The following is a 25372-nucleotide window of genomic DNA, read 5'->3' as shown; positions in this document are numbered from 1 at the left end:
GCCGCAAATCCACACGAAATGTCCCTTAAGCCGGATTTTGAGCCCAGTGCACCATCTAGTGCACCAAGTGGCGATTTCAGTACAAAATGAAGAAGACCCCTACCAGGATATTCCCTGGTAGGGGTCGGAAGTTGGTAGCGGGGGCAGGATTCGAACCTACGACCTCTGGGTTATGAGCCCAGCGAGCTACCGAGCTGCTCCACCCCGCGTCGAGATGTACTTCCAAACATCAAGCGCTCTGCACACTGTCCCGTGTGCTGGCGACGGATGTAACTATACAGACACCTTGGCGCCTACCCAAATCCCCTGGGCAGGCGCCATTTCATAGGTGAGGCGCCGAGTTTTTCGCTGGCGCCTATCCGGACTTACTGAGACTGCAGGGAGCGGTAGTCCTCTACCGCCTTGTCCAGCTCGTCCAGGGCCTTGCCATACTCCTCAAAGGAGCCGTTCTTGGCCTTGTCCACACCATCGAGAGCCTTGTTGATGGCGTCGATAGCCTCGCCCTCGTCAGATGCCTTCGGAGCGGAGGCCGGTGCGGAAGACTCAGAGTCCTTCTCTTCGTCCTTCTTATCGGCGGCATTGGCCTCCTCGTCATCCTTCTCCGTCTGCTTGCCGGAGTCACCCTCAATCTCGGTGATGTCCTGGGCGGCCTTCGGGTCGATGCCGACCTGCTCTAGGGCCTCACCAATCGTCGGCGCATAGCCCACGCGGCCCTTGTAGGACACCAGCACGCGCAGCAGCTTCGGGAACGCAGATTCCTGGCCCTTACGCTGCGAGTAGATCGGCTCCAAGTAGAGGATCTCTCCCCCACCCACCGGCAGGGCCAGCAGGTTACCGTTCTTCAGATCATTCGAACCCTGCCACAGCGTGCGGTCACGAGCCACCTGGTCAGAAGACATCATGGCGTCCTGCGCCTGCTTCGGACCTTGGGTCTGGGTATTCGTCGGCAGCACGCGCACGGTGATATCACCGTAGGTATCCGGGTCCGAGGACACCGCCATGTGCGCAGAGAGGAACTGACGGTTCAGACCGCGGTAAGAGGTGATGAGCTGGAAGCTCGGCTTGTTGGTCTCCGGGTCGGAAGCCAGCACGTAGTACGGCGGCTGGTTCAAGCCCTGGGACTCGCCGGCGGTCGGGTCCTCCGGCACGGACCAGAAGGCATCGTTGTTGAAGAAGACGCCCGGGTCATCCACGTGGTACTTGGCCAGCAGGTTGCGCTGCACCTTGAACATGTCCTCCGGGTAACGCATGTGCTGACGCAGCTCATCGGAGATCTCCGACTCGGGCTTGACGACGCCCGGGAAGACCCCCTCCCATGCCTTAAGCACGGGGTCTTCGGTGTCGAACTCATAGAGATCGACGGTGCCATCGTAGGCGTCGACAGTCGCCTTCACCGAGTTACGGATATAGCCCACCTGATCATTGACCAGGCGCTGCGTCGTGCCCGTCGGATTCTGCGCGTCCTGGGTGGTCTCCGTCAGGGAGGTGCGCTGGGAATACGGCAGGGAATCCAGGGTGGTGTAGCCGTCAACGATCCACTTGATGCGGCCGTCGATAACCGCCGGGTAGGTGGAGGAATCCGTCGTCAGCCAAGGAGCAACCTTTTCCACGCGCTCGCGCGGGTCGCGGTCATAAAGCAGCTTGGACTCCGGCCCCACGCGGTCCGACAGCAGGAAGTTGAGCTCCTGATACTTCAGAGCAAAGGCAGCGCGGTCAACGATGTTGCCGATGTCGACGCCACCCTTGCCGTCATAGGTATAGGTGGACGTGTCGGTGTCATACTCGACGGCCTCATCACCAGTCTTGCCCACGATGGCGTAGTCCATGCCATCCTGCGCGCTAGCGATAACCGGGCCGAAGTAGGTTCGCGGCTGGTCGACCTTGATGCCGAGGGATTCTTCAGCATTCTTGGTTTCGCCCTCACCCTCGGCGTCCTTACCCGCCTGGGTCTGCAAGTCAGCCACCGTGAAGATGGGGAAACCACCGCGGGCGGAACCGGCGTCACGAGCCACCTCATCGACCGTGTTCGCCTGCGCCGCAATAAAGCCATTGCCGTGCGTATAGACGGTGTGGCGATTGATCCAGTTCTGCTGGTTTTCTTGCAGCTCATTCGGATCCAGCTCGCGGGCAGCAACCACGAAGTCACGGAGTTCGCCGTCGATTTCATAGCGGTCCATCGCCAGCGTCTCTGGGAAACCGTAGAAGTTCTTCAGCTGCTGCATCTGGGTAAACGTCGGCGCCAAGATATCCGGGTCCAGCAAGCGCAGGTTAGAGATGGTGGAGTCATCCGAGGCGACCTTGTCATCGGCGACGTCCTCCGCGCCCCAGTTCTCCTCGTAGGTCACCTTGTCATCGGTGAGGCCATAGGCAAAACGGGTGGACTCGATGTTGCGGGAGATGGACTCAGCCTCTTTAGCCTGACGGTTCGGGTTCACGGAGAAGCGCTCCATGATGAGCGGCCAGCCCTGGCCAATGACCAAGGAGGACAGCACCATGAGAACTACGGCCAGGCCCGGAATGCGCAGGTCCTTGATAACGACGGCAGAGAAAATGGCCACGGCCACGAACACGCCGATGATCATGAGAATAATCTTTGCCGGCAGGTAGGCATTGATATCCGTGTAGGAACCACCCGTAAACAACGAATGCTGGTTATACAGCAACTCGTAACGCCCCAGCCAGTAGCCGGCCACCTGGAGCAGCATCCAAATACCACCGGTTACTGCGAGCTGTGTACGCGCTGCTTTCGACAGCGAACCACGCACGCCGGCGGCGCGATTGCCCAAGCGAATGCCACCAAGGATGTAATGCCCCACGAGTGCAATGAGGAAGCACACTGCGACCAGCATGGAAGCCGCGTTGACCAGTATTGACCACACCGGCAAGCGGAATGCGTAGAAGCCAAGGTCGTGGTTGAACTGCGGGTCCGTCACCCCAAAGTCATGAGAATTGAGGAAGAGCATGACGGTGCGCCAATTTGCCTGCCCCAACAGTCCAGAGACAACGCCGACGAGGACCGGGATGACCTTGAGGAAGACACTCATCGTGCTCTCAATGGACTTACGGTACTGATAGACAGGGGAATTGAAGTCCGCCATGTCCATCGAATCGCCGCGCCCCCGCCACACAATCAGGCCCGCTACGTAGGTAACAGCCGCTGCCACGAGGCCGAAGAGGACGAAGAGAACGATGCGCGTGATCAGGGTCTTGGTGAAGACCCCGCGGTACTCAATCGCGCCGAACCACTTCCAATCCGTATAGAAGCCCACCAACATGGGGCCAATGAACAAGAGGACCGCGATGATGGCGACAACCCACGAGAGAAATTTGGGCGGACGTTTCATCGGGGCGGTGGGTCGGTTGAGTCCGGAAGCCAACTCCAGCTCCAATCAAGTGTCGTGCGAATATAGAGGTATCAAGCTTCTAGTCTAGAGAAGCACTATGACCGTCAACGAACAAGGACGCTTATGAGTTCCCAACCTTCCTCCCAGCCTGCTGTACACCGCGCGCTCAACAAGGCCATGCGCGAGGCCGTGGATTTCATCCACGCCGAAGGCTGGGATGCACCTCCTACCCTTTTCGCTCTCGTCCCCACTGAGCTGGTGGCCGCCCAACTTGGGGACGTCGATGACTCCTCTTCCCTCACCCTCGTGGTGCAAGAGTTGCCGGAAGGCATCGAACCGGGCTCGGAGCACCTCGCGGACTACGTCTCGCGGCTAGCATGGCCGCGAGAGATCGCCGGCGTCATTCTGGCACAGGAGATCATGTTTAAGGACACCTCGGACGCCGCGCTTGGCGACGCCCGTCCCGCCCGCCTCTTCTCCGGAGTCCTGCGAGCCACCGCCCTGGACGGAAGCTCCACAGCCGATGCGGAGAGTTTCGACGACGATGGCGCCGAGCTCACGCTTTTGCAGCTACGCCCCACCGAGGAAGAGCTGGCGGAGGCCGGCCCCTTCGCGGAGGACGATATCCAACTGCGTGGCGGACCGAATGTGGCGCCTGGGGTCATCGCTGCACTGCGCTACGGGTTGGAGCAAGATCCGGAGGAAATGCTCTAATCGACTAAACTCAGACTGCAGTGGCCATTAGCGCTCAGCTCTCAGGGCTGGGCACGCAATTGATAGAGGAGTCTCTCGTGCGCTTGACATCCCGCTTCACCGCCGCAGCATCGGCCGTGCTTGCCACCGGCTGCCTGCTCTCCGCATGTGGGAAGGACGATGCCCCCTCCCCTGAACCAGCGCCTGCGAGCGAAGCAACGACCGCCGCCGCGGAGAAGACCAGCGCCCCGGCCCCGGCAACCTCCGCTGAGGAATCCGAGACGACTACTCCCGCCACCTCCGAGTCTGCAGACAGCTCGGAGGCGGAGGATGAATCCTCAACCCGCAGCTACGCCGACCGCAAAGACAAAGACAAGGACGCCAGCGAGTCCGCGGAGCCCAGCGGCAAGTTCACCGACTCTGTGGAGCAGGCTTATAAGATCTTCGGTGGCCTCGTGCCGGAAGAGATCTTCGCGCAGTTCGACCGCTGCGATCCCAATGGCGTGACGGATTCTTTCAACTGCTCCGGCTCCGAGGTGGGACAGTTCCAGTTCTTCAAGTCCAAGACCAAGGCTTCCCAGACCACCCAGGTGCTCACCGAGCTGCGCAGCTCCCGCGTCATCGAGGACAGCGGCAACCGCGTCGTGGGCTGGTCCATGCTGGGCAACACGGCCATCCTCACCGTCGTTGACAACGATGAGGGCCTCATCATGCAGCAGATGATCTCCACGGATCAGGACGATCCGGAGGAGCGCCTCAAGGAGCTTGGCTTGGTGTAAGGTCTAACCTTCGCAGGTCTCGACGGGCTTGCCCTCCGCAAAGTCCTGCATGGCCTCGATGGCATCGTCCAGCGTGTGGACCTTGGCCACCACCATGTCCCCAGTATCGCGGCTGACCGCCTCCGCGCAGTTGTCGGCTGGGGCGAGGAATAGTTCGGCGCCCGCTTCCTGCGCTGCGTGGACCTTGTGGACGATACCGCCAATGGGGCCGACTTCGCCGTCCTCACCAATAGTGCCGGTGCCGGCGACAAACCGGCCGCCGGTGAGATCCTCACTAGAGAGCTTGTCAATCACCGCCAAGGTAAACATCATGCCAGCCGAGGGGCCGCCGATGTCCTGCAGGTTGTAATCCACCGTGATGTCTTCGGTGGGCACCGAGGTCATAAGGATGCCTAGCAGGGCCACGTCCTCCTGCTCGGGGTGAGAGCCGAGGGTGACCCGGACAGTCTTTTCCTCGCCCTTGCGAATAATCCCCAGCTTCACTTCATCGCCGGGCTTAAGAGCGCGGATCTTCTCCTGTACCTGGCCAGGCTCCGTGACCTTGTCGCCGTTGACGGCGGTGATGATGTCGGCGTCGTCAAGCGCGCCCGCTGCGGGGCCGTCGTCGAGCACCTGTGCTACCTCGATACGCACGGGCTTGTGCAGGTAGTTCATGGCGGCGACGGTGGCCGCTGACTCAGACTGGGTAAAAGCCTGTTGATTGGCTTCCTGAACTTCCTCATCCGTCTTGCCTTGCGGGATGACGCTGTCGATGGGGACGATGGTGTCATCGGTGAAAAGCCACCGCCCCAAAGCTTGAGCCAACGTCATATTGGTGCGCACGGAGACCGTCGTCATGTTGAGATGCCCCTGCGGCTGGAACGTTTCTGGGGCCTCGACGTTGACCACCGGTTCTCCCTCCACTTCACCCAAGGTGTCCACGGTCGGACCTGGTCCTTCGGCGGCGTACGGCACCGACAGGGTGATGTCGGTACCGGGGATGTGGTCAACGCTGAGCAGGGCTCCCGTCAACACCACCGGAATGGCTCCCCACGTCAGGGTGGACAGGCGGCGAGTTCGGGGGTTCTGCGAAGATTTCACGGAGGATCAGCCTACAGCCTCGTGATGCTTGTTCGCTCTCAGCGTTGCCGTGGTCCTAGAATCCGCGCTAGGAAACCTAGTAGATTAGGCCCCATGAGCAACGGATTCGGTTTTTCCTTCCCCAATAACGACGATGACGATGATAACGATCGTCGCGACCAGAACCCGTTCGGCGCCTTCGGCTTCAGCGCGGGCAACGGTGGCCTAGGAGACCTATTGAATCAGTTCGGCCAGATGCTGTCCGGCATGGGCTCCTCCATGAATTCCCCGGAGGGTTCCGGCCCGGTCAACTATGACTTGGCCAAGCGCATCGCGCACCAGCAGATCTCCGGCGATAAAGAGGTCAGCGAGCAGGACCGCACCGCCGTGCAAGAAGCCGTGAGGCTGGCGGAACTGTGGCTGGATGATGCCACGATTCTCCCCACCGCATCCGGCACCGTCACTGCCTGGAATTCCGCGCAGTGGCTGGATTCGACCCTGCCGATGTGGCAGCGCATGGTCACCCCGGTGGCGGAGCACATGAACTCCGCGCAGCTGGAATCCTTGCCGGAGGAGGCCCGCGAGATGATGGGCCCGATGACTTCGATGATGAACTCGATGTCCGGCATGAACTTCGGTATGAAGCTGGGCCACGCCCTAGGTGATCTGGCTGCGCAGGCATTGACCGGTTCTGATTTCGGCTTGCCGGTCTCCCCAGCAAGCACCACCGCACTCTTGCCGCACAATATTCAGGCCATCGCGCGTGATCTCAACGTTCCGGGCCAGGAGGTGCTCGTCTACATTGGGGCCCGTGAAGCTGCCCGCCAGCGCCTGTTCAAGCATGTGCCATGGCTGGTCGAGCGCCTCGTCTCCTCCGTTGAGGAATACGCCATGGGCTTGGTTATTGATACCTCCCACATCGAGGAAGCTACCCGCGAGCTCAACCTGGAATCCGGCGACCCGCAGGCCATCCAGGACGCGATGAGCAAGCTACAAGGCATGGACCTGTCCCCGCGGATCACCTCTCGCAACGCGGGCGCGGCTTCCCGCCTGGAGACCCTCTTGGCACTCGTCGAGGGCTGGGTAGAGCACGTCGTGACCGAAGCACTCGGAGAGCGCATCCCGTCCACGAAAGCAATGACTGAAGCGTGGGCGCACCGCCGCTCCACTGGCGGCTCCGCGGAGAAGGCCTTCTCCCAAGTTGTCGGCATCGAGCTCAACGCCCCGAAGGTGGAGGCCGCCACTGAACTCTGGCGCCGCGCCACCGTCGCGGTAGGCTCCGATAAGCGCGATTCCGCCTGGGACCACCCGGATCTTCTGCCCACGGCCGAGCACCTGGAGAACCCGGCGTCCTTCATCGACGGTTTGCTCGATGACACCCCTGATGAGGGCTTTGAGGCAGAATTCTCCAAGCTGGAGGAGATGCTCCGCCAACAGGATTCCGGTGACAATGCCAGCGATAACACCAGCGACAGCACTGGTGAGGACACAGACGCCGACGGCGGCGAGGACAAAGAGGACGGGCCGGAAGAAGAGAACTAGCGGAAACGCTGGTAAGCCTCAAGGTATCCTTTCGCGCGCTCTGCTTTGGGCGCGCGGTCAGCCCACTCCCAGAAGTCCGGACCATGACCCGGGATGAAGGTGTGCGTCAGCTCGTGGATGATGACCGCATCGAGCACATAGTCGGGGACGTCCTGCAGCCGGTCAGAAATCCGAATATCGCCCGTTGAGGTAGTGCAGCTACCCCAACGGGATTTTTGGTTGCTGACCCACCGAATGGATCCCACCGTGGCGCGGTCTTCCAAATAGCGAGTGTTCAAGGTGCATGCGCGGGCAGCGAGAGAGGCATCGGAACGCTGCGACGAGGTGTGCTTCTTACGCACCTTCGCCACGATCTCATCCACCGCTTTCTGCTCTTCTGCTGCCGACATCCAGGCAGGAATGCGCACCTCGAGAACGCCATCAACAACGCGGGCTTGAACGGTGCGACGGCGCCGGGCGGAGCGGATGACACGGACCTCGGGATTGCTCGACATGACAGGGCATTCTACCTGTGGTGCAATGATGGCTAAGCACAGCTGGGGTGGGTCATCAACGGGGAGGAAACCATGTCTGCACAGACGTACATGCTGGCGCCGGAAACCACAATCCTGGAGCGCGAACCCGGAATGCTCCAGTGTGGCATGGATGCCACGCGCGTCGGCGTGTTCGAGGCCCACCCGCAACTGGCACGCCTGCTCAACCGGTTGCGCACCCCGCTGACCCGGCAAACCATTGAAAAATCCATCGAGAATACGGGCACGAGCCCGTCCGCTGCCCGCAGCCTGGTTGATGATCTGATCAGTTACCGCGTTCTATGGCCAGCGCCCCAGCCCCAGCGCGTGGCCGTGCTGGGTACGTCGGCCCTCGCCAATGAGCTGCGCGATGTCCTCCTTAACGATTCCTTCCAGCCCCGCTCCCCTCTCCACAGCGAAACACCCTCCGAGTACATCGCGAACGTGGCCGGGTACCTGCCGATCGTGGCCGTCGACATGTTGGACGGCGCGACGGAATGGGCACAAGCCCTGCACAAATCCTCGGCGACGTGGCTACCGGTATCGATGCTGGATGCCCGCGGCATCATCGGTCCGGTCCGCGTAGCCGGCGCGGGGCCTTGCCCACTGTGCGCGCATCTGCACCGCATCGATGCGGACGAGCAGTGGCACGAGGTGGCGCGCCGCGCCGCCGCGGTAGAACCGCCGGGGGATCCGATCGTGCGCACCGCAATAGTGATGCATGCTGTGGTCACCATCCGCCGCCTTTTGGGAAGGCCCGCCCCGCCCGGGGCTCCCGGCGGCAAGCCGTTAGCCGGGGAGCTTAAGGAGATAGACCCCTACGGGATCGAGCAACACCGGCTGTTGATGGAGCACCCACGCTGTACGTTCTGCGCCGGTGCCTAACCCCGGGTAGAGGCGATGATCTGCAACACCTCCGCGCCGTAGCGCTCCAGCTTGGAGGGGCCTACCCCGGAGATGTCGAGCAACTCGGCCTCGCTGGCGGGAAGCGCCTCCGAGATGGCTTGCAGGGTGGCATCGGAAAACACGACGTAGGCAGGAACCTGGGAGTCCTTAGCAACGGACGCGCGCCAGGCGCGCAGCGCGTTGAAGACATCCTCATCGCCCTCATATTCGCACCACTCGTGGCGCCCCAGAACCTTTTCGGCGGGACTGCTGAGCTGGCCCGAGCACACGCGGCAGCGGCGCGGGCGATAGCGACGGTTCGATGACTGGCTCTCCTCGATTCCCGGCACCACGCCGTCAAGGAAGCGAGTTCGCTCACGCGAAGCCCGCGAACCGGTCGTCTTGGCTAACGCCCACGACAAAGCCAGGTGCTCGCGCGCACGGGTAATGCCGACATAGAACAGCCGGCGCTCCTCCTCCACGTGCTCATCGCCGGCCTTGATGGCGTGGTTAATGGGCAAGAGTTTTTCGGTGAGGCCAACGAGGAAGACCGCATCCCACTCCAAGCCCTTGGCAGCGTGGATGGTCGCTAGGGTCACGCCCTCCATCGTGGGGTTGTGCTTGTTTTCGGATCGGCGGTGCAGCTCCCCCAGCACGCCAGGCAGGTCGATCCCTTCGTGGTCCTCCACGATCTGCGCGATGAGATCCACTAACGCCGTGAGCGACTGCCAGCGCTCACGCGCCTGCGCGCCCTGCGGCTCCGTGGCGGACAGCCCCAGCTCCACGAAGGCCGCACGTGCCACGGCCACAGGATCATTCGGCAGATCATCACGGCGCGTGGCAGCGATGAGCACGCGGATGGCCTCCAAGATCTCTGGGCGGCGGAAGAATCCCTCGCCGCCGCGGACTTGGTAGACCACTCCGGCGTCGGCAAGCGCCTGCTCAAACTGCTCTGATTGCGCGTTGATGCGGTAGAGAATTGCGATTTCGGAAGCCTTCACGCCCTGGTTGAGCAAAGTCAGAACCTGGCCCGCGACCTCCTTGGCTTCGATCTCCTCAGACTCATAGGCCTTAAAAGTGGGCTCGGGGCCAGGCTCGCGCATACCTTGCAGCTCCAGGCGGGTCCCCGCCGCGCGGCCCGTGGCCTTCGAGATGACCTCGTTGGCCAAATCCGTCACCTGCGGAGTGGAGCGGTAATCTCGCTGCAGCTTTACCACCGTGGCCTGCGGATAGGTGCGAGAAAAATTCAGCAGGTACTCCGGGGAAGCCCCGTTGAAGGAGTAAATGGTCTGGTTAGCATCGCCCACGACCGTCAGATCATCGCGCTGCCCCAGCCAGGCCTCCAGCACGCGCTGTTGCAGCGGCGTCACGTCTTGGTACTCATCGACGACAAAGGTGCGGTACTGCTCACGGAAGACCTCCGCCACCGAAGGAACGTTCTCGATGGCGCCGGCGATATGCATGAGCAAATCATCGAAATCGAGGTACATGAGATCCGGGGTAGCTTTCATGTCCTCATAGCGGCGAAAGACCTCCGCCACCTTGGCCGGGTCCCCCGGCGCCTCGCGGTCCGTGGATTCGATGACGCCGGGATAACCCTCGGGGCTGATCAGTGAGGACTTGGCCCATTCGATTTCCCCCAGGAAGTCACGGATGGTGTCCTTGTTATTGTCCAGACCAAGCGAACGCACCGCACGTGCAACCAGGCTGAACTTATTATCGATGAGCTGCCACGGCAGATCCCCGGCGACCTGCGGCCAGAAGTACTTCAGTTGGCGGCGCGCCGCGGCGTGGAAGGTTTGAGCCTGCACTCCCCCGACACCCATCTGGTTGAGACGCTCGCGCATTTCACTCGCGGCACGAGAGGTAAAAGTGACGGCCAGAACACGCTGCGGGTTGACGAAGCCCTGATCCACCATGTGGGCGATGCGATAGGTGATCGTGCGAGTTTTGCCCGTTCCGGCACCGGCCAGGATGCAGACCGGGCCGCGCGGCGCCGTGGCGGCGGCCCGTTGGTCTTCATCGAGCAGGGACAGATCCGGTCTCATCACCGTGGAACCACTCCATAATCATCGTGTGTGCAATTGAGCCCTGGCGGGCAATGGTCATTGTTGGAAGCTCGGCGCGGGACACCCACCGCACCTCAGCGAGCTCGTCGTCAGTATCGCACACGGGCTGGACATCCTCCGTGACCGCGGAAAAGCCCACCATCAACGAACCGCTCGGCGGCCACGGCTGTGAACCCCAGTACTTGACTGACTCCACGCGGCGGCCGGTCTCTTCCAGTGCCTCCCGGATCATCGCTTCTTCGAGGGTCTCACCGGGATCCACATAGCCGGCAATCAAGGAGAAGAAGTTAGGACGGTGGCGGTTACGAGCCAACAGGATTTGGTCCGAGTCTGCGTGACGGATAATACCGATGACGGCGGGATCAAGGCGTGGGAAGACGAGGCGCTCGCCGTCGCGCCCCACCGCCCCGGGCGCAGGATAAGACAGCTCGCGGCCGCTGCGCGGATCAAAGCGCGCTTCCCGACGGTTACGGATCAGGTGCAGGGCTTTGAGGATGTCGCGCTGACCGTTAAAGAAGGTGGCATCACGCAGCGAGCCGAGCCGCTCGGCGGCCTCGGTGCCCAGTAGGAAAGCATGGATGGCCCCGGCCGTGACCACGATGTCCCCCGCCGGCTCAGCCAGAAAGACCGGCTGGCCCTGTGGCGTAACCGGGACGCGGCCGGTCTCGGTGACAGGAAGGAACATTAGTTGCCTTCGTCCTCGTCTTCATCGGAATCTTCCGCGGCCTGCTGCATCTCGTGCTTGATGTAGAGCAGGCGGTCACCGGGCTTGAGCGCGTACGCATCTGCCGTGTCGACGCGGTGCAGCTCGTTGTTGCGCAAGACGGCCAGGACAATGTCAGCGAGGTGGCGCGGGTTGGAGCCCACCTCGAATTCGCGCACCGCGCGCTCCGCCACGGAGAAACCCTCATTTGGTGAGAGGAGATCCTCCATCATCTCCACCACGGTTGGCGTTACGGTAGCGAGGCCCAGGAGGCGGCCGGCCGTCTCCGCCGAGGTCACCACCGAATCAGCGCCGGATTGAAGGAGAAGGTGGCGGTTTTCAGATTCACGCACAGACGCGACCACCTTGGCCTTAGGGTTAAGCTCGCGCACGGACAACGTACACAGCACCGCGGTATCGTCCGTGGACGGAGTCACCACTACGGAGGATGCATGCTGCGCGCCGGCGATGCGCAGGACGTCCTGCTTGGTTCCGGAGCCATAGATGGTGACGAGGCCGTGGTGCTCGGCACTGGCCAAGGCTGCACGGTTGTTATCAACAACAACGATCTGGGAGGCGGGGACGTCGTCGGCGATCAGCGCGGCGACCGCACCGGCGCCCTTGGTGCCATAGCCGATGACGACGGTGTGGTTACGCAATTGCTTTCTCCAATTCTGGATTTCAAACGTGCGACGGGCTCGATCCGTCAGAACCGACAAGGTAGCACCGACCAACAAAACAAGGAAGAGCAGGCGGGCCGGGGTAACGATAATAAGGTTAATGAAGCGCGCGGTGGGAGTCACAGGGACAATATCGCCGTAGCCCACAGTGGTCAGCGACACCGCCGAGTAATAAGCCGCATCCAAGAAAGACAAATCCTCGCTATACCCGTCACCGTCGAAAAAGACGATGATGGTGACAAAGACCATCAGCCCCATGGCCCATATCACGCGGCGCGCCAGTTGCTTCCACGGGCTGGTGCTTTGCGTGCGCGGAATCGTGATGACATCGAGCAACGCGTGGTCAGGCTGCGAGGTCAGCTCAACCTGCGATAAAAAACGCGACGTAATGCGTTTTCTTAAGTGCTTGGGCACGAAGCGCCAACCTCCCTAGATGATGCGGATTTCCTCGTGAGACTACCTTAGACTCAACCCTGGTGGCGTGGAAACTGCAGAGCTTAAAAGCTCAGCCAGCCGTGCTCCAGTGGGCAAGTCATCCGGCTCCAAAAGGTAGTTCTCATGCACATAGAAGAACGCCGCGCGGACGGTCTCCACGCCGTGAATACGCCGCCATGCCTCCGCATACACGGCGAGCTGAATCTGCGCCGAGTTCAGTGCAGCGCCCTGCGGGCGGCGGCCAGTCTTCCAGTCCACGATGAGCCAGGAACCATCCGGTTGTTGGAAGACCGCGTCCATGCGGCCGCGGACGACCGAGTCCCCAATGGTGATCTCAAAAGGCGCTTCCACATAGGCAGGTGTGCGCTGCGCCCACTCCGAATCTAGGAAAGACTCTTTGAGTGATTCCAGGTCGTGGTCCGGCTCATCGTGGGAGCCGGGCAGCTCGTCCTCCCCCAGCAAGGCGGGCGCCCCAAACCGATCCTCCAGCCAGGCGTGGAAGGCGGTGCCGCGCTTGGCATAGGAGTTAGGTTTGAAGGGAATGGGGCGGCGCTGGCGGCGGGCAAACTGAGTGGGATCCGCTGACATCGCCACCATGTCGGAGGCTGTCAACTCGCCAGGCAGCTCCACATCGACCACCGGGGCTTGGAGGGCTTTGTGTTCCTCGATGAGCGCGCTCGCCTCCTGCTCCCAGAGTCCAAAGACCTCGCCATCGCGCAGCGGTGGCAGGTTCTCCATTGCCGCGCGCACCGCGTCTGCGGCCTTGAGCGCTTCCGGTTGCGGGGTTAGTGCAGGGAAGGAGGCCTCCGTAACAGAACGCTCTTCGTCTTCCACGGGGTTCTCGGGGACCTCCCAGTGGACGACGAGCTCTGGGTGCTTATCCGCCAGCAGTTGCAGGTAGGAATACGGGCCCTTCTTGCTCTTGCCCTTCGCCTTATTGGTTCCGGAGCCAGTCACCGTCAGGGTGGACTCGGTGCGGGTCATTGCCACGTAGAACAGGCGGGCTGCTTCCTCTGCTTGGAACTCGCGGTTTTGTTCCTTGAAAGCCTCACACGCCTTGTCGAAGTCGGAGCGTGTCACCGCGTCCTCGGGGACATCGATGACATCCTCATCACCCGGTGCTTTTTCGATCTTGGTCAGGAAAGTCTCCGCCTGCGCCTTATAGCTTGTGGAATCCGCGTGTGCCACGCAGAGGTGTTCCCATTCCAAGCCCTTAGCCTTGTGCACCGTCATGATGTGGACGCGGTTGCGCACGAGCGGGACCTCTCCCAACTCAAGGCCGTCTTCCTTCTCCTTAGCCAGCTCAAGATAGTCCAGGAGCCCGGCTAGGCCCTCCCCGTGGAAACCAGCGACGACGTCGGCGAAGGCGTCGAGGTGTGTTGCCCCGCCTGGCTTCCCGGAGGCTAAGACCTCGGTACGCAGACCAAAGAGCAACTCAATATCGGCGACAATGTCGTTGAGCGACTTTCCCAGGGAATAGGTGCGGAGGTAGCGCAGCTTGGAGGAAACCTCTTCCATGCGCTCTAGGCCTTCGGCACTGTAGCGCTCGCGTTCGCCGAGGTCTGCGAGGGCGTCGGCAAGCCCCAGCACCTGGTCAGGCCCCTCTGCGGTGATGTCCTCGATTTGGGTAGCCAGGTGCTCCAGGGGATCACCGCCCTCCCAGCGTGTGCGCCCCTCCGCAGCACCGGCAAGGTTGCGCTGACGCGAATGCAGCGCCTGGATGTCGGCGATACCTAGGCCGCACATCGGCCCGGTCAGCACGCGCAGCGCCGCCGCGGTGTCCTGCGGACGCACCAGCAAGGTGGCCACCGCTACGAGGTCTTGGATCTCCGGCTGCCAGAGCAGCCCGCCGAGACCAAAGATTTCGTTGGGGACCCCGGCCTTGTCCAGGGCCGCGGCGATCAACGGCGACTGTTTATTGGTGCGCACGAGTACTGCGGCGCTGAAGTCCTCACCCTCCGGCGTGGACTCATAGAGCTGACGCAGGTGCTCTGCGATGAAGTCTCGTTCCTCATCTTCGGAGGCGAAATAGCCCAGCTCCACCGTGCCTGCCGGCGCGGTGGGCTTCGGCGATAGCTCATCCACCGGCCGCTCACCCGGGCTTTCGGAGAAGAGCTTCGAGGCCACGTCATTGGCCATTCCCAGCACCGTCGAGGGGTTGCGCCAGGAGGTGGTCAGCTGGTCTTTGGGCGCCGGGGTGCCGTCAGCCTGCGGGAAGTCCGTGACGAAGGCCTCGAGGTTTTCCGCCGTCGCCCCGCGCCAGCCATAGATGGACTGCATGGGGTCACCGACCGCGGTAACCGAGAGCCCCTCGCGCTTACCACCGAAGAGGGAACGCAGCAGGATGCGCTGCGCGTGGGAAGTGTCCTGGTACTCATCCAGCATGACCACGCGATACCGCGCGCTTTGTTGCTCGCCCAAGAGGGGGAAGTTTTTGGCCAGGGTGGCAGCGATGGACATCTGCTCGCCGAAGGTGATGACGCCCCGCTCCGCCTGTTCCTTCTTCAGTGCTTCCACCAAGGGCAGGTACTCCAGGCGCAGGCGTTGGGTATCCAGGTATCCCTGCAGCTTTTGGCTGTACTCACTGCTGGTCCTCTTGCTCTTCTCTAGGTCCTCAGCGGTCTTGCGGAAGATGTCCTCGTGCTCATACAGATCATGGGGATCCTTGAGCTCCCCGTCCATGGTCTCTGCCAGTTTGAGCAAGGTGGCGGTGACCGTGGCCACTGCATTATCGGTGCTCAGCGAGCCCGTGTAGTTGCTGACGACCTCGTGGGCGATGGCATAGCGCTCCGCCTCAGTGATAATGCGGGCATTCGGCTCCACCGGCATGAGCAAGCCATACTCGCGGACCAGATCACCCGCGTAGGAGTCATAGGTGGAGACGTTAGGCGCGATATTCTCCACTGCCTCTGCCGCTGGGCTGCCCGGAGCAAGGATTCCTGAGGAGCGCAGGGTCAGCAACTGGCGGCGGATGCGCTGCTCCAGCTGCTGGGCTGCCTTGCGGGTAAAGGTCAGGCCCAGGACTTGCTCGGGCCGCACCAACCCGTTTGCGACCAGCGACACCACGCGCGAGGCCATCGTCTCCGTCTTACCAGCGCCCGCGCCGGCCACGACAAGTTTCGGCCCGAGTGGACCGTCGATGACTGCGGCTTGCTCTGCGGTGGGAGGAAAAGGCTTCCCCAGCGCACTGGCCAGCTCTTCAGGACTGAAGTGTTGGGTGGTGTTCTTAGGCATCGGTCACCAGAGCTCCTTCATTCATCACAGGGCAAATAGGGCGGATCGGGCACCGATCACAATCGGCGTTTTCACGCGCGGTCAGCCCCGGTCCGCGCAGCTCGGCCACGAGTGCAGGTAGCGCCTGCGCAAATTCCTCGAGTTCCTCCGGGGGCTTGGTCGCTTGTTCCCGGGTGGACACGGAGGCAGCGCTGGATCGCGGGTACACCAGCACGCCGCCGCCACGCGGCAGGCCGGCACCGGTCCGGATGGATACAGACTGAGGCTCGCCGTCAGAGTCCGCTGGTGCCGTGACGAGTTCACCGTGTGCCAGGGCCAGCTGATACGTCATGAGCTGGGTATTGTCCTGGGCGCTGGCCTTCGAGGGAACCGTTGTTCCGGTCTTGAGATCCACTACCACATAGTCCTCACCGGCCTTCGCCAGCCGGTCGATAAACCCACGAATGGTGACATCGAGGCCGATGTCCACGGTGACGGGAACCTCAACGCCGACGGGTTCGAGTGACGTCGAGCTCGAGAGCACCCAGCTGTGGGTGCGGTCGATAAGGCGCTCAAAGTCCGCGCGCTCAGCCTCGCGGCGCCACGCGGGGCCATCAAGCAGCGCGGCGAAGGCATCAACCACGAGCTGCTTCGCAGGCTCAGCGGCAGCTCCCCGGCCCAGCGCCTCCAGGAAAGCATGCGCCAAATTTCCCCGCAGAAGGTTGATATCCGCTGAGTCATCCTCGACGAGCTGCCCGAGCACCGCGTTGAGCGGACACGTGAGCAGGGCATCGACCCGGGACGGCGACACGGTATTGGAACCATGCAGAGGCAGCTCCGAGGCGACGCCGCGGGCGGCCCACCACTGCTCTGGGTGCGCCCCCGGAACCCCAGCCTCCGCCAGACGGGCCAACTGCCGCACCGCTTGGGAGCGCTCGGCCTCACCCGTCTCCGGATCGGTAGCGCAACGCCGCAGCTGCGCCACGAAGGCGGGAACCGAGAGCACGGAGACGTCAAGGGGATCGAGCTCTTCCTCCCCACTAGCCGCACTGGGCAACGTCACTGGATTCGGTTCCGGAACCTCGAGGCCCAGCTCGCGTGGCCAGGCCTGGCGCGCCAGCCGCTTACCCGCTTCCCGGCGCGCTTGTGCTCCTGGGACATCGACACCGCGGGCGGACAGGAACTCATCGATGAAGCGCGACGGCTCCTCAGCCACATCGCTCTCCGGCGAATCCACCGCGAGGACGAGCAGGCGGCACCGGTGGCGCGTGGTAGCCACGTGGAAGAGGCGGCGCTCCTCCGCCAAGCGCCCCGACACATGGCTGACTGGGGTACCGGGTGTGATGCCGCGATCCAGCAAATCGATGAGGTCCTCTTGCCCGAAGAGAGAGCCGGTCTCTCCTACCGAGGGCCACGTTCCTTCTTGAACGCCCGCCACGATGACGGTGTCCCACTCGCGGCCCACCGCGCCGTGCGCGGTGAGGATTTCAACTGCATCAGGCAGCGCCGAGCGACGATCTCGCACGCCGGTGGGCAATTCTTGCTCCGTGATGTGCAGGATGAAGGACTCTAGGGAGGCCGCCGGGCGGCGCTCGGCATAGTCACCGGCGGCATCGAACAGCGCCATCATGGCATCCAGGTCTCGGTCCGCCTGCGAACCCGCGGCACCGCCGCGCAGGGCTGCCGCCTGCAGGCGCGTGTCCAGACCGGTGGCCTGCCACACCTCCCAGAGGACTTCCTCGACTGCGGCGCCTGCGTGCAGGGCCGCGCGCCCGGCGGATAGCACCCCGCGAATACGAGCCAGGATCGCTTCTTCGCGCTCTGTCAGGAGGTTGTTGAAGTCCGGCAACTCACCATCCAGCAGCTCTCGCAGCGTATCCATACCGCGCTGCTCCGGCTTCCAACGGCGCAGGCCGCGAATGAGCCTCCGCAGCGTCACCGGATCAGCACCGCCGACGGGACCAGTAATCAGGTCCTCGAGCTCCACAGGCTCAAGCTCATTCTCCAAGGAACGCAGAGCCAGAAGCACCGCCTTGACCAAGCGCTGTTCCGCCAGCACCACGTCCGTGGGGTTGATGTGCACCGGCACGCCAGCAGACAGCAGCGTGCGCCGGGCGGGGCCGATATCCCCGGTAGAGCGCACGATGACAGCGATATCACGCCAGTCCACACCGTCCTCGAGGTGCCGGCGACGAACCGTGTTGGCCAGGACATCACGCAAGGTGCCGCGCGAATCCACGACGCTCACGCAGGCCGGGGAGGGAGTGCGGTGCGTCGAGTCTAAGCGCAGCTCGTTCTCCGCCTCCCACGTGGTGAGGAATTCCGAATTAGCACCGCGGAAGGCAAAGACTGCTTGGTCGGGGTCACCACCAATCACGGTGAGACGGGCGGTCTTCGCCAACTCCGCGATAAGCTGGCCGGAGGTCGGATCCAGCAGCTGGGCGTCATCAACCACGATGGTGTGCCAGGGGTGCTGGCGCAACAGCTCTGGGCGCAAAAGCACCTGGCTGACCAGCTCCGCAGCGGAATAGGAATGCGAACCCGCCAGCGCCTGAGTCCGCTCATATTCGCGCAGGAACTCGCCGGCGGCAGTCCACATGGGCCGAGCATGACGCTCCCCGAGCTCCTCGAGCTCTGTCGGGCCCAGCCCCCGTTCGATGGCACGCAACAACAAGTCACGCAACTGGCGCGCAAAACCCACGTACTCCAGGGCCGGCCGCATCTCCTCCGGCCACGCGCCCCTACCATCCGCAGCATGGCCTTGGAGCAGCTCGCGGATGACCGCATCCTGCTCTGCGCCGGTAATCAGGCGCAGCTCTTCCTCGCTGCTCTGGCGCAGCAATGCAAAGGCCAACGAGTGCACCGAGCGCACCATCGATGTTTGCGCCGCATAATCATCGAGGTTTTCTGCTAATTCCCGGCGCAGCAGCGAACCGGATTCCTTGGACGGGGCGACGACGAGGATGCCGGAGGCATCGGCCCCGGCGTTGAGCTGGCCCAAGACCACGTCGATCAGCAGGCTCGATACTCCAGACCCGGCCGCGCCGAGCACCCGCCACGTGCCCTCCGCGGGCACCGGTACATCCCATGTGCGAGACGTGGCCCGGCGGTTCCGGGGAACAAGGCGGACATCCGGCGAGGGAGGAAGCGTGACGCCGGAACGTGTGGGGGATTCGCTGCTGTACTTCACGTCCTACAGTCTGTCAGATGCCGCGGACACGAGGGCCTCTTCCACCCTTTCAATGTTCGAACGCACGGTCGCCTTGGAGCGCGGGTGCAGGATATTGACGTAACGGCGATACGCCACCGCACGCAGCAAGAGCTGCTGCATTCCGGGCACCGCTGCAAAGCGGGTGCAAATATCACCATCCACCGCCCCCGCAATCAGACCATCCACCATGACTATCGCTGCAGTCCAGCCCGCCGGACGCGGAGCGGCAGAAGGCACGACATCAATCAGCGCCGGCGGATTGGCGCCGGAAAAAATGGTGGTTCCCAGAAGATCCATGTGAGCGGTGACCAACGGGAGGTGCGCAAGCTCAGCATCAGAATAAGCTTCGCCGCTCTCCTCCCACGCGGCCCGCTCCGCCCGCGCAAATACGTCCTCGAGTCGGTCCATGGTGGGCAGCGGGGCCACATCGAGGGCGTCATCAAGGCGCAGCGCCAACTGCACGGTTTCATCGATGCGACCTCGCAGCTGGCCCTCCACGAATTGCGTGGCCTTCCACCCAGCGGCTGTGTAGCGCCCATCGGCGGTCAGAACCGGGCGGGCGATACGCGCTCCCGGCACGCTGAGTTTCTCGCGTACCTTGGCGGACCAACCAGTCCACGGCCGCGCCTCGGCAAAGACGATATCCCCGACGCGAATCCCGTTATCCCAGGCAGGCCCCACGAGCTCTCCCTGTGTGCGGCGCGGGTGGAACTCGGCGTTGAAGGCGGCAAGAACGGGCTCAGGTGGCAGTGGCATGGGGAAATAGTCCTTAAATTTCGAGCGGCTTACTCGGGCTTGGCGTGATCAGAATTAGCCGGATTCGGGTAGGGCCACGGGTTCGGCTCGCAGGTGACGTCCTCGTCCGGATACACCTCGTTTGGTTCTTTCTCAAAGAGCTTCCCGTTGTTGAGGCTCAGCGTCTGCTGCATCATGACGGGCGCGAGATTACCCTCGCCACCACAGGGCTGGTGGGCCGCGTAACCAATGGCGTGGCCGAACTCATGGTTGATCAGGTACTGGCGGTAGTTGCCCAAATCCCCCTCAAACGGTGCAGCGCCCCGCACCCAGCGAGACTCGTTGAGGTTGACCGCGGATTCACCGGTAATCGTCGTGTGACACGAGGTTTCCGATTCCAGCTGCGCACCACACAGCTTCGCCGTGGTCCCCAGTGAGGTCAGACGGATGTGCGTATCCGGGTTGTCCTCGGCCTTGACGTGGATGAATTCGAAGTCTCCGTTGGCGGTCCACCCGCGGGGGTCGGACAGGGTGGCGTCGACCAGAGCGACCACCGCAGCATCCCCACCGTAGGTGGAGGTGTCCACGCCGTTTTCGATCTCCACAGAGAAACGGATGGTCTGTTTTCCGCCCTTGCCCGCGTGCATGGTGGAAGGGCCAGCATCGCGGTAGGTTTCATCACCTTGCTCCGTGAAGGCACCGCCGGCGGGCAAGCCATCCTTGGCGGCAGCGATCGCACTGGCGTTGGCAGGATCGGGCCCCTTGGGCAGGGACGGGGTTGCGGTGGCGCTGCTTGTCGACGTCTCCCCTGCCGCCGTCACTTCTGCCTCCTGGGCTGGGGAGCGGAAAACGTCAACGAGCACCCACACGGTGATGACGACCATGACAGGGATCGCCACCACGCGCCACCAGCCATACTCGCGAGCGAAACGCTCCACCGCTGAAAGGCGCTGTGGGTGCTGTCCAAGATCCGCGGGATTCTCCATGGCCATTTAGGCTACCCGCTGAGACGGCGCGCGCGTACTTAGCCCGCGAAACCGACGGTGTGGGCGCGTGCGGTGCCGATTTCTACGTAGACGACTCGCTCGGTGCGCACAATGTAGGAGCGGCCCTTGGTGTCTTTCAATTCGAGGGTAGAGTTCTCCGCCAAGGCGTTGTTAATGGTCTGGGTCAGTTCCTCACGCTCGCCTTCGGCGTGAATCACCAGTTCGCGGGCGGTATCGGCAAAACCAAACTTGATGTCCATGTGGTGTGTCTCCCTTAGATCGTTGTCATTAATCGGTGCCGTGAGGCCTGCGCCCCCGGCGCTCTAATGGCCCCACTATAGCCACGTCCTCTACTATCAAGGTGTGCTTGCCCCGAAATCTTCCCGCGATTCCCGCGAATCCCCTACCTTTGCCGAACTCGGCGTCGCTGTAGAGATCTGCGATGCCCTCGCTGACAACGGGATTACGCACACCTTCGCCATCCAGGAGCTCACGCTCCCCATCGCTCTCAATGGCCAGGACCTCATTGGTCAAGCCCGCACCGGCATGGGAAAGACCTACGGCTTCGGTGTACCGCTTCTCGATCGCGTCTTCGATGATGCCGATATTCCGGAGCTCGACGGAACTCCCCGCGCGCTGGTCATTGCGCCAACGCGCGAGCTCGCCATCCAGGTCAGCGGGGACTTGCAGGCCGCTGCCGCGAATCTGCCGCTCAGCGTCATCACCTTGTGTGGCGGTCGCCCCTATGAGGAACAAATCAAGCAGATCACGGCAGGCGCGGACGTCGTCGTGGGCACCCCGGGCCGCCTCCTCGATCTCTGCCAGAAGAAGCACTTATCCTTCGATCAGGTCAGCGTTCTTGTATTGGATGAGGCCGACGAGATGCTGGATTTGGGCTTCCTTCCGGACATCGAGAAGATTCTCTCCCTGCTGCACGGCAACCCGCACCAGACCATGCTCTTTTCCGCCACCATGCCTGGCCCCATCGTGACGCTGGCTCGCACCTTCTTGGACCAGCCAGTACACATCCGTGCCGAATCTGCTGACGCCCAGCAGACCCATGCCTCCACACGCAAGGTCACCTTCCAAGCGCACCGCATGGACAAGATTGCGGTACTGGGAAAGATCCTGCAGGCCCACGGTCGCGGGCGCACCATCATTTTCACGCGCACGAAGCGCTCGGCGGCTGCCGTCGCAGACGAGCTAGCACAGCGCGGTTTTAGCGTGGGCGCGGTTCATGGCGACATGGATCAAAAAGCACGCGAGCGCTCGCTCGATGCCTTCCGTGACGGCACCGTGGAGATTCTCGTAGCCACGGATGTCGCCGCCCGCGGCATCGACATTGAAGATGTCACCCACGTCATCAACTATCAGGTTCCGGACGATCCGATGACGTTTGTTCACCGCATCGGCCGTACTGGCCGCGCCGGCCATACGGGCACGGCGGTGACCCTCGTCGGTTATGACGAACTGGGAAAGTGGCAAGTCATCAACGACGAGCTCGACTTGGGCCAGCCGGAGCCGCCGCAGTGGTTCAGTACGTCCCCGGAGCTCGCGGAAGCACTTGATGTTCCGGAGGGGGTTGCCGATACGGTCGGCCCGCCCACCAAGGTGTTGGGTGGACCCCGGCGCACGGGCTCACCGCGTGGAGGCTCACCGCGTGGAGGCTCACCGCGTGGTGAATCCACGCGCTCTGCTCGCGCTTCGCGCCGCACTCGTTCCCGTAAACGCAATCCCCGCCAAGGAGGACGCCGATGAGCACCGAGCACGCCCAAGAATCCCCGGTCAACGACGCCGCTGCAAAGAAGGCACCCATTTTGCGTTCCACGAAGGCGGACTGGATTGCCGTGGGCGCGATCAGCGCGGTATGCGCCATCGCCATCGGTGGTGCGGTTATCACCGCACCGATTCACAAGGCTGAGCTCACCCCGGCAGTCGACGCTGCGGCCAACGCCGAGCCAGCGCTCCTCACCGCCGTCCCGAACTCCCTCACCGAATCCTTCAGCCTCCCCAACGCCTTGGTGTCAGGCCAAGCCCGGGCTGTGTCGTCGAAGGGCCTGCTGGTGACCCATGACGGCGACACCCTGAGCGCCACGAATGCTGCCGGCGATGAGGTGTGGACCTATCAGCGCCGCGATGCCGACCTGTGTTCGCTCGGCACAGCGTGGAACAAGATTGTGGCTTCCTATGATGCGGGCAACGGCTGCGGTGATGTGGTGGCGATCGATGCTGCTTCCGGCCAGTATTCCGATACCCGCAGCGCCCGCAATTCTGACGAGGTGGTCCCCATCGTCTCGAACGACCGCGTGGGAACTGTCTCCGCCGAGCGGGTAGAGCTGTGGCGCTCCGACCTCGTGCGCACGGTGGAGTACGGCGATGTCGATGCCAAGCAGGAACCCAACATGCAGCCCCACGAGGACTGCGCCATCACATCAGCGCTGACCCGTACCGAGACGATGGCGGTGACCGAATCCTGCCCGGATTCTCCGGATGCCACGTGGTTGCGTATCCAGACGGCCACACCGGAGGATTCCCGCTCCCCGGAGGTTTCCAAGGACATCGAGATCGAGGATCCGGGCGCGCGCCTCGTCGCCTACGGACAGGAGGCGGCCGCAGTCTTCTTGCCGGGCGATACGCCTCGCATCGTGTCCTATAATTTTGAGGGTGAAGCGCTGTCGTCCACGGACGTGGAACCTTCGACATCCATCACCGACTCCGCCTCCCCCTTTGCCCCTGCCGTAGCCGATCTGCCCCACCACATGACGTGGTTCGATGGCGAGCGCCTCTACCTCTTTACGCCAACTCAGCTCAAGGTTGACCACGTACTAGAGCAAGCGCTGGGCACCGGCATTGCCGTTGACGAACGCGTTCTCGTGCCCACTGAAGAAGGAATCGACGTGGTGGATTGGTCGTCCGGTAAGACTGAGCGCACCATCCCCGTCGACCGCGATGGCTATTCCGGCCCGATTTCGCTGACCTTGTCCGGTTCGGTCATCGTTGAGCAGCGCGGGGATACTGCCGTAGCGCTCAAGGCATCCTAGAAGTGGCTTTCAGCCCACTGCGCCGCCTCGGGCCGCGCCATAAGCAGGTATAGGACAAGCCCGGCGCTTGCCAAGGTCACGATGCCTAGCAGCACTGAGCCACCGCTAAACATCTGAAAAGCCATGGCGCCCAGGATGAATTCCACCAGCACGATGGCTCCGCGGCCCCAGCGTTTGCCTTTGACGAAGGCCCAGGAGCCAACGATGACAAAGCCGAAGACGATAAAAATGAAGATAGCCGTGCCCAGGCCGACGAAGCCTGTCGCGCCTGAGTCCGAAACCATCGAGTCGTTTTCAGCACCAGATACCTCACGGACGATGAGGAAAATGCCAAAGATGATTACGGCGATGGACTGAACCACCGCGATTCCCGCAGCCGCGATGACTGAAGCCGGCGCGCCATTCCCACTGGTACGAGGTGACGTAGTCGAGGACTGTTTCTTCTTCTTGTTCACGGCCGCTTAGTCTACTTCTTACCCCTTCGGTTTAGGCCATCTCCACACCGCAGACTCCCCCGCCCCGCAGACACAGTCCTCGGCATTCAGCTAGGCCTTCCCTCACACAGGGTTTTCGGGGGCAGAGGACTGAATATGGATTTGACGCGATCCAGGTCACCACACTCACAGTTTTACCCCTATCAGCGCTGGTAGGCGGATTATTGACAGTCTTCTTACAGCCTTCAATCCATTAGCAAACCCTAAAGCGACCACATTTCTTTAGTGACTTTGGACACTTTTTAGCCTTTACCCCTAGCGGACTTTGAGTAAACGTGTCATTATTCTCAGGTAGCAAAAACAACGAGCTGTTAAATCAGTTCATAACTCGGAGCAAACTTCGAGTTAACAGAAAGTGAACCACGGCGGCGTCGACGCTGGCCCCAACTCGAGACAGGGCCCCACTGACCGCAGACCAGTCCACTTCACCCCGTAGCACTCGGAACAGTTCACAGCTGTGAACTGCCCTAGGTGCGCCTACTTTCACCCACTGCTGTCAAAAATTTGTTAGGAGATTTCAATCATGGATTGGCGCCACGAAGCTGTTTGCCGCGACGAAGACCCGGAGCTCTTCTTCCCCGTCGGTAATTCCGGCCCTGCACTCACCCAGATCGCTAAGGCCAAGCTGGTCTGCAACCGCTGCCCAGTTGCCTCTTCCTGCCTCAAGTGGGCCCTGGAATCCGGCCAGGACGCCGGTGTCTGGGGCGGTCTCTCTGAGGAAGAGCGCCGCGCCATCAAGCGCCGCAACCGCAGCCGCGCCCGCGCCCGCGTTTCTGCCTAAAGAACCCTCAGAAGGCACACCCCCGATTAACACTCCGGCATACCCTGCCGCTACAGTTAAATAAGTTCATTTACCCTTAACAGAAGGAGTACGCGATGAGCAAGCGTGGCCGTAAGCGCAAGGATCGCCGTAAGAAGTCCGCTAACCACGGCAAGCGTCCTAACGCATAACGTCAGCATTCAGGGCTCGTTTCCTTCCTCATTCCGAGGA

Annotated in this window: 20 protein-coding genes and 1 tRNA gene; 8 read left to right on the top strand and 13 right to left on the bottom strand. The window is 62.4% G+C overall.

Annotated elements, in window-relative coordinates; all coding sequences use genetic code 11:
• Positions 1-132: 132 nt before the first annotated feature.
• Together HMPREF2806_RS12320 and HMPREF2806_RS12315 are read right to left on the bottom strand one after the other, a co-directional pair.
• Positions 133-209: transfer RNA gene (locus HMPREF2806_RS12320), tRNA-Met, on the bottom strand.
• Positions 210-365: 156 nt separating this feature from the next.
• Complete coding sequence (locus tag HMPREF2806_RS12315) at positions 366-3344, bottom strand: UPF0182 family protein (RefSeq protein ID WP_070517861.1); 2979 nt, start codon at positions 3342-3344, stop codon at positions 366-368.
• Between the two features lie 123 nt (positions 3345-3467).
• Here HMPREF2806_RS12315 and HMPREF2806_RS12310 point away from each other — a divergent pair, with 123 nt between their 5' ends.
• Positions 3468-4058, top strand: coding sequence for a PPA1309 family protein (locus HMPREF2806_RS12310; protein WP_070517856.1), 591 nt, complete (start codon positions 3468-3470; stop codon positions 4056-4058).
• Positions 4059-4135: 77 nt separating this feature from the next.
• Positions 4136-4816, top strand: coding sequence for a beta-N-acetylglucosaminidase (locus HMPREF2806_RS12305; protein ID WP_070517855.1), 681 nt, complete (start codon positions 4136-4138; stop codon positions 4814-4816).
• Positions 4817-4819: 3 nt separating this feature from the next.
• Here the strand turns inward: HMPREF2806_RS12305 and HMPREF2806_RS12300 are convergent, their stop codons facing one another.
• Positions 4820-5896: a YlbL family protein gene (locus tag HMPREF2806_RS12300; RefSeq protein WP_070517854.1), complete on the bottom strand. Its 1077-nt coding sequence runs from the start codon at positions 5894-5896 to the stop codon at positions 4820-4822.
• Positions 5897-5989: 93 nt separating this feature from the next.
• On the opposite strand from HMPREF2806_RS12300, the gene HMPREF2806_RS12295 reads away from it, so the two are divergent.
• Positions 5990-7417 (top strand): zinc-dependent metalloprotease, encoded by a 1428-nt coding sequence (locus HMPREF2806_RS12295; protein ID WP_070517853.1) that lies wholly within the window; start codon positions 5990-5992, stop codon positions 7415-7417.
• On the opposite strand, the gene HMPREF2806_RS12290 is transcribed toward HMPREF2806_RS12295, so the two are convergent.
• Positions 7414-7911, bottom strand: coding sequence for a M48 metallopeptidase family protein (locus tag HMPREF2806_RS12290; RefSeq protein WP_046647471.1), 498 nt, complete (start codon positions 7909-7911; stop codon positions 7414-7416). The two genes, HMPREF2806_RS12295 and HMPREF2806_RS12290, sit on opposite strands and share 4 nt — an antisense overlap.
• Before the next feature lie 72 nt (positions 7912-7983).
• On the opposite strand from HMPREF2806_RS12290, the gene HMPREF2806_RS12285 reads away from it, so the two are divergent.
• Positions 7984-8814 (top strand): hypothetical protein, encoded by an 831-nt coding sequence (locus HMPREF2806_RS12285; RefSeq protein WP_049156110.1) that lies wholly within the window; start codon positions 7984-7986, stop codon positions 8812-8814.
• Here HMPREF2806_RS12285 and HMPREF2806_RS12280 read toward each other — a convergent pair.
• The 8 genes from HMPREF2806_RS12280 to HMPREF2806_RS12245 are packed head-to-tail and all read right to left on the bottom strand — an operon-like array spanning position 8811 to position 21106.
• A complete protein-coding gene (locus HMPREF2806_RS12280; protein ID WP_193394651.1) occupies positions 8811-10862 on the bottom strand; it encodes an ATP-dependent DNA helicase UvrD2 in 2052 nt (683 codons plus the stop codon). The two genes, HMPREF2806_RS12285 and HMPREF2806_RS12280, sit on opposite strands and share 4 nt — an antisense overlap.
• Complete coding sequence (locus HMPREF2806_RS12275) at positions 10834-11568, bottom strand: NAD(+) diphosphatase (RefSeq protein ID WP_046647468.1); 735 nt, start codon at positions 11566-11568, stop codon at positions 10834-10836. Before HMPREF2806_RS12275 ends, HMPREF2806_RS12280 begins: the two co-directional genes overlap by 29 nt.
• Positions 11568-12680 carry a potassium channel family protein gene (locus HMPREF2806_RS12270; RefSeq protein ID WP_049156104.1) on the bottom strand — a complete coding sequence of 371 codons (1113 nt, stop codon included), beginning with the start codon at positions 12678-12680 and terminating at the stop codon, positions 11568-11570. The genes HMPREF2806_RS12275 and HMPREF2806_RS12270 overlap by 1 nt, the downstream gene beginning before the upstream one ends.
• A gap of 42 nt (positions 12681-12722) precedes the next feature.
• On the bottom strand, positions 12723-15935 hold the full coding sequence (locus HMPREF2806_RS12265) for an ATP-dependent helicase (protein WP_070517852.1): 3213 nt from the start codon (positions 15933-15935) through the stop codon (positions 12723-12725).
• Positions 15928-19104, bottom strand: coding sequence for an ATP-dependent DNA helicase (locus HMPREF2806_RS12260; RefSeq protein ID WP_232745474.1), 3177 nt, complete (start codon positions 19102-19104; stop codon positions 15928-15930). The genes HMPREF2806_RS12265 and HMPREF2806_RS12260 overlap by 8 nt, the downstream gene beginning before the upstream one ends.
• 3 nt (positions 19105-19107) lie before the next feature.
• Positions 19108-19881 carry a hypothetical protein gene (locus HMPREF2806_RS12255; protein ID WP_070517851.1) on the bottom strand — a complete coding sequence of 258 codons (774 nt, stop codon included), beginning with the start codon at positions 19879-19881 and terminating at the stop codon, positions 19108-19110.
• Positions 19882-19910: 29 nt separating this feature from the next.
• The gene (locus tag HMPREF2806_RS12250; protein ID WP_070517850.1) at positions 19911-20852 is read right to left on the bottom strand and encodes a DUF3152 domain-containing protein; all 942 of its coding nucleotides are present in this window, start codon (positions 20850-20852) and stop codon (positions 19911-19913) included.
• 32 nt (positions 20853-20884) lie between these two features.
• Complete coding sequence (locus HMPREF2806_RS12245; protein WP_046647465.1) at positions 20885-21106, bottom strand: DUF3107 domain-containing protein; 222 nt, start codon at positions 21104-21106, stop codon at positions 20885-20887.
• Between the two features lie 103 nt (positions 21107-21209).
• Between HMPREF2806_RS12245 and HMPREF2806_RS12240 the strand changes: the two genes are divergently transcribed.
• Together HMPREF2806_RS12240 and HMPREF2806_RS12235 are read left to right on the top strand one after the other, a co-directional pair.
• Positions 21210-22604, top strand: coding sequence for a DEAD/DEAH box helicase (locus HMPREF2806_RS12240; protein WP_070517849.1), 1395 nt, complete (start codon positions 21210-21212; stop codon positions 22602-22604).
• A complete protein-coding gene (locus HMPREF2806_RS12235) occupies positions 22601-23887 on the top strand; it encodes an Rv3212 family protein (RefSeq protein ID WP_070517848.1) in 1287 nt (428 codons plus the stop codon). Before HMPREF2806_RS12240 ends, HMPREF2806_RS12235 begins: the two co-directional genes overlap by 4 nt.
• Here the strand turns inward: HMPREF2806_RS12235 and HMPREF2806_RS12230 are convergent.
• Positions 23884-24342, bottom strand: a complete 459-nt coding sequence (locus HMPREF2806_RS12230; protein ID WP_070517847.1) for a hypothetical protein — start codon at positions 24340-24342, stop codon at positions 23884-23886. The two genes, HMPREF2806_RS12235 and HMPREF2806_RS12230, sit on opposite strands and share 4 nt — an antisense overlap.
• Positions 24343-24904: 562 nt before the next feature.
• Here HMPREF2806_RS12230 and HMPREF2806_RS12225 point away from each other — a divergent pair.
• Both HMPREF2806_RS12225 and HMPREF2806_RS14080 read left to right on the top strand, forming a co-directional pair.
• Positions 24905-25162 (top strand): WhiB family transcriptional regulator, encoded by a 258-nt coding sequence (locus HMPREF2806_RS12225; protein ID WP_042529827.1) that lies wholly within the window; start codon positions 24905-24907, stop codon positions 25160-25162.
• Between the two features lie 95 nt (positions 25163-25257).
• Positions 25258-25332: a 50S ribosomal protein bL37 gene (locus tag HMPREF2806_RS14080; protein ID WP_012714902.1), complete on the top strand. Its 75-nt coding sequence runs from the start codon at positions 25258-25260 to the stop codon at positions 25330-25332.
• The last annotated feature ends 40 nt before the right edge of the window (positions 25333-25372 follow it).

Origin of the sequence: Corynebacterium sp. HMSC076G08, assembly GCF_001811515.1 — a bacterium.
In the GTDB taxonomy this organism is placed as follows: Bacteria; Actinomycetota; Actinomycetes; order Mycobacteriales; family Mycobacteriaceae; genus Corynebacterium; species Corynebacterium hiratae.
Note: the sequence above shows the minus strand (reverse complement) of the source record. Positions and strands in the feature narration are given on the sequence as shown.